Annotated in this window: 10 protein-coding genes; 5 read left to right on the top strand and 5 right to left on the bottom strand. The window is 71.0% G+C overall.

Translation table 11 applies throughout. The features are described 5' to 3' along the window. Positions 1-268 (top strand): ImmA/IrrE family metallo-endopeptidase (locus NBW84_RS17910; protein ID WP_250285882.1); only part of this gene is annotated, 268 nt, incomplete at its 5' end. Positions 269-287: 19 nt separating this feature from the next. On the opposite strand, the gene NBW84_RS17905 is transcribed toward NBW84_RS17910, so the two are convergent. After that, a complete protein-coding gene (locus NBW84_RS17905) occupies positions 288-911 on the bottom strand; it encodes a CGNR zinc finger domain-containing protein (RefSeq protein ID WP_250285881.1) in 624 nt (207 codons plus the stop codon). A gap of 153 nt (positions 912-1064) precedes the next feature. Between NBW84_RS17905 and NBW84_RS17900 the strand changes: the two genes are divergently transcribed. After that, positions 1065-2261, top strand: a complete 1197-nt coding sequence (locus NBW84_RS17900) for an epoxide hydrolase family protein (RefSeq protein WP_250285880.1) — start codon at positions 1065-1067, stop codon at positions 2259-2261. Between the two features lie 150 nt (positions 2262-2411). On the opposite strand, the gene NBW84_RS17895 is transcribed toward NBW84_RS17900, so the two are convergent. From NBW84_RS17895 to NBW84_RS17880, 4 genes are all read right to left on the bottom strand, one after another. Beyond that, positions 2412-2816 carry a hypothetical protein gene (locus NBW84_RS17895; protein ID WP_250285879.1) on the bottom strand — a complete coding sequence of 135 codons (405 nt, stop codon included), beginning with the start codon at positions 2814-2816 and terminating at the stop codon, positions 2412-2414. Positions 2817-3140: 324 nt separating this feature from the next. Continuing rightward, positions 3141-4400 (bottom strand): MFS transporter, encoded by a 1260-nt coding sequence (locus NBW84_RS17890; protein ID WP_250285878.1) that lies wholly within the window; start codon positions 4398-4400, stop codon positions 3141-3143. 19 nt (positions 4401-4419) lie between these two features. Beyond that, positions 4420-4815, bottom strand: coding sequence for a type II toxin-antitoxin system VapC family toxin (locus tag NBW84_RS17885; RefSeq protein WP_250285877.1), 396 nt, complete (start codon positions 4813-4815; stop codon positions 4420-4422). A 1-nt stretch (position 4816) separates the two neighbouring features. Beyond that, positions 4817-5041 carry a FitA-like ribbon-helix-helix domain-containing protein gene (locus NBW84_RS17880; protein ID WP_250285876.1) on the bottom strand — a complete coding sequence of 75 codons (225 nt, stop codon included), beginning with the start codon at positions 5039-5041 and terminating at the stop codon, positions 4817-4819. 448 nt (positions 5042-5489) lie between these two features. Between NBW84_RS17880 and NBW84_RS17875 the strand changes: the two genes are divergently transcribed. The 3 genes from NBW84_RS17875 to hisF all read left to right on the top strand — a co-directional run bounded on the left by NBW84_RS17875 (position 5490) and on the right by hisF (position 7705). Then, positions 5490-6023: a YceI family protein gene (locus NBW84_RS17875; protein ID WP_250285875.1), complete on the top strand. Its 534-nt coding sequence runs from the start codon at positions 5490-5492 to the stop codon at positions 6021-6023. 126 nt (positions 6024-6149) lie between these two features. Then, positions 6150-6884 (top strand): bifunctional 1-(5-phosphoribosyl)-5-((5-phosphoribosylamino)methylideneamino)imidazole-4-carboxamide isomerase/phosphoribosylanthranilate isomerase PriA, encoded by a 735-nt coding sequence (priA, locus tag NBW84_RS17870; RefSeq protein ID WP_250285874.1) that lies wholly within the window; start codon positions 6150-6152, stop codon positions 6882-6884. After that, positions 6881-7705, top strand: a complete 825-nt coding sequence (gene hisF, locus NBW84_RS17865; protein ID WP_250285873.1) for an imidazole glycerol phosphate synthase subunit HisF — start codon at positions 6881-6883, stop codon at positions 7703-7705. The genes priA and hisF overlap by 4 nt, the downstream gene beginning before the upstream one ends. Positions 7706-7821 lie beyond the last annotated feature (116 nt).

Genomic DNA, 7821 nt, shown 5'->3' with positions numbered 1-7821 from the left:
GTCGTTCCGCCGCGCGAAGGCACTCGGCCGTGCGATTTTCCGGCCATATCAGCGAACCTTCCTCCTGGCCTCCACCCATGTCGGCGACGACCGGGTCGCGGGCGCCTTCGCGGCCGAGCTGCTTGCCCCGGCCGAGGGAATACGCCGTGCACTGGCGACTCTCGGGACGCACGACGAGGACGCCGCCCTCGACGTCATAGCGAGCCATTTCGGCGTTTCACCACTGACCGTAAGACATCAGGTCGACAACCAGCTTGAGGACATCTGAAAAGCTAATAATATTCATTTCAGCCCGGTGGGGGCGGGGTGTCGGTGGGCGTCGCCGGGCGGGACGGTCCGACGCGCTGCCGGTAGCGTCGGGTCTTGGCCCGGTTACCGCAGACGGCGGTCGCGCACCAGCGCCCGGTCCGGGGCTTCGATTCGTCGTAGAAGACGACTCGGCAGTCCGGCGCCGCGCACATCTTCACTCGCTGCCAGGTGCCGTCCGCCGTTGCGAGGACCGCGGCGGCCGCGAGACGCGCCACTGCCTGAGCGGCCTCGCCGCCTCCGGCGGGTTCGAGTTCGACACCGCCGGGGCCCACCCGGATCCGCAGCGCGAGGCGGTCGGCCACGTCGCCCAGATCGACGCTCTCCGGAGGCGGTTGCGTAGTCCGCCGGTTGGCCGCGGCCGCCTCGCGAAGCGCCGTGCGCAGGCGCAGCGCGTCCGCGAACTCGGTCTCGCCCGCGAACGCCCCTTCCGGCGCCAGGCCGTGAGCCGTGAGCCAGCGGCTCAGCGCCTCGGGATCCGTGAGCTGCTCGCGCGGCCGGTGGGCGCCGAAGATCCGCTCGTCCACGGAGTTGAGGAACGCCCCCAGTGCACGCAGCGACAGCGGCGCACCGTAGTGCGACGACCAGGCGTCCAAGGGGTCCATGTCCTCACCAGTGAACCACCTATCAGGAGCGACACCATTAAATGATATAGATGGTGTTGGTAAGGGCTGCGGCCTGAAGATCTACGACTAGAAGGGGCCCGGATGCGTACAGGAGAGCAGGCAGGACGGAGATCAGGCGGGCCGGCCGGGAGGGTGACGCCGTTCCGGATCAGCACACCGGACGACGTGCTGGAGCGGATCCGACAGCGTCTCGCCGAATTCGACCCGGCGGCCCTGTCGAGACGGCCCGGTTGGCAGTCCGGTACCGACCCGGCGGCGCTTGACGCACTCACGCGGTACTGGCTCACCGGCTACGACTGGCGCCGGCACGAGCGAGAGCTCAACACCTTCGAGCAGTTCATCGCCACCGTTGACGGCGTCAAGCTGCACGTCCTGCGGGAGCCCGGCTCCGGAACCGCTCCCTCGACGGTGCTGCTGCTGCATGGATGGCCCACCTCGTTCGCGACGTTCCGCGCGGTCATCCGCGGGCTCGCGCACCCGGAGACCGCCGGCGGCGATCCGAGGGACGGGCTGACCGTCGTCGTCCCGTCACTACCCGGATACGGCTTCTCCTCGCTCGCGCCGGCCCCGCTCGGCGCGCGGTCGGCCGGGCACCTCTTCCACAGGCTGCTTACCGAGGTTCTCGGGGAGTCCAGGTACTACGTCCACGGCGGGGATCAGGGTGCGCCGATCGCCGAGTGGATGGCCTTCGACCATCCGGACCACTGCGCCGGGCTGCACACCACCCTCCTCGGCGTCCGTCACGACGGGGCGCCCCTGGGAAGCGGCCTGACCGGCGTCGAGGATCCGTCGGCCGACGAGGCCGCGTTCGTCCGGCGGGAGCATGACCTGAACACCGGCCCCCTGGGCGCATACCTTCTTCTGCAGGTGACGGCGCCGCTCACGCTGGCACCGGCCCTGGCGGACAGCCCGGCCGGCTTCGCCGCATGGGCGCTGGAGAAGTTTCACCTGTGGAGCGACCCCAACGCCAACGCCAACGCCGCCGGCGGCGGACCGGCGCTGACCGCGGACGACATCATCACCGAGATGATGATCTATCTTGCCTCGGGCAGCGTCGCCAGCTCGTTGGTGGCCTACTCGGAGTTCCTCGCCGGCCCGATCACGCTTCCGCCCGGCCGCGTCATCGAGGTGCCCTCCGCGTTCGCGGCCTTCCCCGACCCGCGGGTCGTGACCCCGCCGGCGAGCTTCGTCGCGCGTTCGCGCAACCTGGTGCGATTCACCGAACCGCCGCGCGGTGGGCACTTCCCGGCCCTCGAGGTCCCTGAGATCTTCACGGCCGACCTGGCCGGGTTCGTCCGGCAGGCGGAACGCGCCAGCACGACGACGTGATCCGCGCATGCGTCGACGAGCCGGGCCGGGCCGGGGCGCGCCACCGTTCGGGTGAACGGTGCGTTTCCCGTTTCCCAGGCGGGAGCGTAAGAACCCCAGGCAGGAGCGTAAGAAAAACGTGACACTCCCCTCTCCACGGTTCTCACCGGGTCAGCTCTTCATGATCGGTTCACCGGGTCTCTCCGGCTGGTTCAGGATTTTTCTGGTGAGCTGGTGGAGGGCGGGGCAGAGGTTGACGGTGTCCTCGTAGCAGGCGACGTTGACCAGGATGTCGGCGGCGGCGACCAGCAGCGCGTAGCGTCCCGACGGGCTGTCGAGGATGTCCGCGAACGTGGCGTGGAGCTGTTCGGCGGTTTCGGGGGCGGCCAGGGCGGTGCAGTACAGGCGTGCGGCGCCGGAGCCGGCCACGCCGGTGCCCCAGTGTTCCCAGTCGAGGATCGTCAGGTTGGGGATGGTGACGTTGCCCCAGTGCAGGTCCAGGTGTTCGGTGCTGCCCCAGGCCGGCGCGATTCCCGGGGGGAGTGGCCGGCGGCCGCATGTCGGGTGAACACGCACGGTGACACCGTACCGTCCGGACCGATGGCGGCGGTGCCGTGTCCGCACTGCCCGCAGGTGTCCGCCTGCTGTCGTACTGAGGGTGTTGGCCGAGGTGTAGGTGGAAAACGTTATCTCGACAACGTTTTCCACCGACGGCTTCCGTACCCGTAGGTGGAAAACGTTGTCGGGGCAGCGCTTTCTACCTACGAGTGGTGGATGCCGGCTGCGGTCGTGGGTGGTTTTCGTCGATATGGTGTCCCTACGCGTGGATGTCGGGGGTCAGCGGCGTTGGGGGCGTGGGTGTGAACGGGTGTGCTGGTGGGGGTGGGACGCAATGGTCTGTCAGCGGGGGGCAGGCTGGGTGCTCTGGAGGGTTTCGGCTGTCTGGAGCGCTTCGGGTGCCTGGCGGGCCTGGGCGCGCTGGGTGATGGTGTGGACGGTGGCGGCGGCGATCATTGTCGTGATGCCGCCGAGCCACAGCCCGGCGCGGGCGTTGAGCCGTTCCGAGAGGAAGCCGACCCACAGGGAGCCGAGCGGGGTCGATCCGATCATGATGGTCGTGTAGACGGACATCACCCGCCCCCGGAAGGCCGGGTCGCTGCCCAGCTGGATGCGGTGGTTCGCGGCCTGGGCGAAGAAGATCGCCCCGAAGCCGGTGGCGAACAGGCCCACCGCGGCGGTCGCGAACGTCGGGGCCCAGCCGGTCAGCGTCATCACCAGGCCGAGGCCGAACGCGCCGCCGGTCACCAGCCCGGCCGCCGGCCGGCCGCGCCGTCCGGTCGTCGCCAGCGCCGAGAGCAGCGAACCGGCGGCGAACGCGGTGGTGAGCAGCCCGAACGACGCCGCGTCGGCATGGAACACCGTCCTGGCCAGCAGCGGCAGCGTGAGCTGGAAGTTCATCGCGCACAGGCCGACGGCGGCGGCCAGCGCGAGCGGCAGCGTCAGATCCTGCCGGGACGCGAGGTAGCGCAGCCCGTCCACGATCCGCGTGCCGGTGGCCGGCCGGGTGACCCGGTGCAGCTCCGCGGGGCGCATCATGCGCAGGCCCACCACGGTGGCCAGGTAGCTCACCGCGTTGACCACCATCACCGGGCCGGTGCCGAACGCGGCGATCAGCACGCCGGCGAGCGCCGGCCCGGTCACCCGGGCGACGTTGAAGTACGCGGCGCTCAGCGCCGACGCGTTCGGCAGCAGCTCGGGGCCGACCATCTCGCTGACGAACGCCAGCCGGGCCGGCATCTCGACGGCGTTCACCACGCCCAGCGCCAGCGCGAACAGCTGGATGTGCCACAGCGCGACGCTGTCGGTGAGCACCAGCGCCGCGAGCCCGAGCGCCAGCGTCCCGGAGGCGAGGTTGGCGACGGTGAGCAGCAGCCGCTTGTCGTACCGGTCGGCGAGCCGGCCGCCGATCAGTGTCAGCAGCAGCGACGGGGTGAACTGCAGCGCGGTCACGACACCGAGCGCGCTCGCGGAGTCGTGGGTCAGGCCGAGTACCAGCCAGTCCTGGGCGACGACCATCATCCAGGTCCCCGCGACCGACAGGAGCTGGCCGGCGGCGAAGAGCCGGAAGTTGCGCACGGAAAGGGAACGGAGCGGGTTCACAGCGTCCAGATGACCACAGTCAGTTGACGAGCTCTATGTGGCACGTCGGGCCGGGTGCCTTCGCGAGGCGGGTATCGGCCGTGTAGAGCGGGCAGTCGAGGCTTTCGGCGAGTGCCACGTAGCAGGCGTCATAAGGCGTGACATTGCCTCGGAGCTCGAATACCCGCCGGAGTAGCGGACGGGCCGGGTAACGAGTCAGCGGCAGGGCCATCAGATCGTCGAGAGCGGCGGAGAAACGGGCTGCGTCGATGTCACCTGCCTGCCACCGGCGTCGGAGCACCGATGCCGTCTCGACGTCGGCCAGGTCTGGGACGGCGATGTCGCCGGCGCCGCGGAGGATGTCGCGGGCATGATCGCCGTCCTTGGTGTCGTCGCCGACGGCGTTGGCGAGGACTGAGGCGTCCAGGACGATCAATTTAGTGGCGCTCCGCGTCGAGATCGGCGACCGCCTGTTGGAAGCCGACTCGGCCGCCTGCCCTGGTCGTGATCCGATTGATCACCTCGTCCAGGCTGGGGATCGTTGCCAGCCGGGTGAGCTGGATCGTCAGATACTGCTGCAGCGACTGGCCCGCGTCGCGGGCTCGTTCCTGCAGCCTGTGATGGATGTCGTCAGGAAGGTCGCGAACCACGACAGTCGTCATGCATGCATAATGCATGTCCTCAGATCAACCGCGCAAGCCGTCCGTGCCGTGGAGAGGCGATGATCGCGAACGGTGGTTGCCGCCGACCCTGGGGCGGTCGCGGGCGCGGCCGCGGCAGCGGTGGGCTGTGGGCACGGTGGGTGTCCGGAGCTTTCGGATGGGGTGGCGGTCGCTTATCGTGCCGGTGAGGAGGCGTGCCGTTCGGCTCGCAGAACGCTACTCCCAGTGACGAGTGCTGGGGCTGGGGCTGTCATCATGTTTCTGGCATTTTTCGACAGGTGTCATTTCTCGGTGAGTGCCAGTAGGCCGTTTCGGACCCAGGTAGGACCAGACAGGTAGGACCAGACAGGAACGGTTCGTGGCGATCGCCGGTGTTGCCACGCCACCGGTGATCGTGCCGCTCCGGCGCCGCCCGGCACAGAGCCCAGCTCGGTCAAGGAGGAAGAACATGACAGAACGAACAGTGTTCTCACAGGGAGTGACCGCACCCCGGGCGGGCGCGTACCGTGTCGATCCGGCCCGCTCCACGGTGCGTTTCACCACGCGCGGGCTGTTCGGCCTGCTCAAGGTGGTCGGCACCCTGACCGTCCGGGAGGGCTCGATCGTCGTCGCCGACCCGCTGGAGACGTCCACCGTGCGTGCCGTGATCGACGCGACCAGCCTGGACACCGCCAACAGCACCCGGGACAAGCACCTGCGGGAGGCGGGCTTCCTGGACGTCGGGACCTACCCGGACATCACCTTCGTCTCCGAACGGTTCGTGGCGTCCGCGGGCGCCTGGGCCCTCGCCGGCACCCTGACGGTGCAGCGGGTCTCCCGTCCGGTGGAGCTGGCCATCACGGTGGCCGAGCCGGCCAACGGCGAGGTGCGCTTCCAGGCCACCGCGCGGACCGACCGGCACGCGTTCGGCGTCAGCAAGGGCAGGGGCGCGGCCGCCCGCTACCAGGCGATCGACATCGACCTCGTGGCTGTCCTGCTGTAGATGCGGCCGTGGAGGCGGCGGTAGATGCGGCGGTAGAGGCGGCCCGGCCACCGATACGCCGGCGGTGCCCGCGCCGGCGGGACCGCCGGATACCCGCCGGCCGCGGGACCCGTAGGGTGTTGCGGTGTGGCGCTGATCCTTCTGCCTGCCGTGGACGTCGCCGACGGCCGTGCCGTCCGGCTCGTCCAGGGCAGGGCCGGTTCCGAGACCTCCTACGGCGACCCCCGCGAGGCCGCGCTGGCCTGGCAGCGCGACGGCGCCGAGTGGATCCATCTCGTCGACCTCGACGCGGCCTTCGGCCGGGGCTCGAACCGTGACCTGATCGCCGAGGTGGTGCGGTCGGTCGACGTGGCCGTGGAGCTCTCCGGCGGGATCCGCGACGACGGCTCCCTGGACGCGGCGCTGGCGACCGGCGCGGCCCGGGTGAACATCGGCACGGCCGCGCTGGAGAACCCCGACTGGGTGCGCGCGGCGATCGACCGGGTCGGCGACCGGATCGCCGTCGGCCTCGACGTCCGCGGCACCACCCTGTCCGCCCGCGGCTGGACCCGCGACGGCGGCGAGCTGTTCGACGTCCTCGCCCGGCTGGACGCCGACGGCTGCGCCCGCTACGTGGTCACCGACGTCCACCGGGACGGCACCCTCACCGGGCCCAACCTCGACCTGCTGCGTACCGTCACCGCGGCCACGTCCCGGCCGGTGGTCGCCAGCGGCGGGGTGTCGGCGCTGGACGACCTGGTGGCCATCGCGGGTGTGCCGGGCGTCGAGGGCGCCATCGTCGGCAAGGCCCTGTACGCGGGGGCGTTCACCCTGCCCGAGGCGCTGGCGGCCGCCGCCGGCGGGCCCGCGCGCGTCCGGTGACCGTCGCCGTCCGGGTGATCCCGTGTCTGGACGTCGACGCCGGCCGGGTGGTCAAGGGCGTGAACTTCACCGGCCTGCGGGACGCCGGCGACCCGGTGGAGATGGCGAAGCTCTACGACGCCGAGGGCGCCGACGAGCTGACCTTCCTCGACATCACCGCGTCCAGCGGGAACCGTGAGACCACCTATGACGTGGTCCGGCGCACCGCCGAGCAGGTCTTCATCCCGCTGACGGTCGGTGGCGGCGTACGCGCGGTCGATGATGTCGACCGGTTGCTGCGCGCCGGCGCGGACAAGGTCGGCATCAACACCGCCGCGGTCGCCCGCCCGGAGCTGGTCCGCGAGTGCGCGCTGCGGTTCGGCAGCCAGTGCATCGTGCTGTCGGTGGACGCCCGCCGGACCAGGGCCGCGGGCTACCCGGGCTCCCCGGGCTCCGCTGCTTCCTCGGACCCGGCGGGCCCCGCGGGGCCCGGCACGCCCCGGTTCGAGGTGACGACCCACGGCGGCCGTACCGGCACGGGCATCGACGCGGTCGCCTGGGCGGCGCGGGCGGTGGAGCTCGGCGCCGGGGAGATCCTGCTGAACTCGATGGACGCCGACGGGACCAGGGACGGCTACGACCTGGAGATGATCGCCGCGGTGCGCGCGGCCGTGGACGTGCCCGTCATCGCCAGCGGCGGGGCGGGACGGCTGGCGGACTTCGCCCCGGCGGTTGCCGCCGGCGCCGACGCGGTGCTCGCCGCGAGCGTTTTCCACTTCGGTGACCTGCGTATCGGCGCGGTCAAGGACGCGCTGCGCGCCGCCGCGGTACCGGTCCGCTGAACGCGCCGCCCCGCCTGGGCGCGGCAGTCCTGGGCACACCGCCCCGCCGAACACACCGCCCCGCCGAACACACCGGTTCGCCGAACACACCGGTTCGCCGAACACACCGCCCCGCC

The sequence above is a fragment of the Protofrankia sp. CiP1_Cm_nod2 genome (genome assembly GCF_920664355.1).
Classification (GTDB): Bacteria; Actinomycetota; Actinomycetes; order Frankiales; family Frankiaceae; genus Protofrankia.
Note: the sequence above shows the minus strand (reverse complement) of the source record. Positions and strands in the feature narration are given on the sequence as shown.

Coding starts and splice junctions, on each gene's coding strand:
- NBW84_RS17905 (WP_250285881.1), bottom strand. CDS start 911: ATGGACCCCTTGGACGCCTGGTCGTCGCACTACGGTGCGCCGCTGTCG.
- NBW84_RS17880 (WP_250285876.1), bottom strand. CDS start 5,041: ATGACGACTGTCGTGGTTCGCGACCTTCCTGACGACATCCATCACAGG.
- NBW84_RS17875 (WP_250285875.1), top strand. CDS start 5,490: ATGACAGAACGAACAGTGTTCTCACAGGGAGTGACCGCACCCCGGGCG.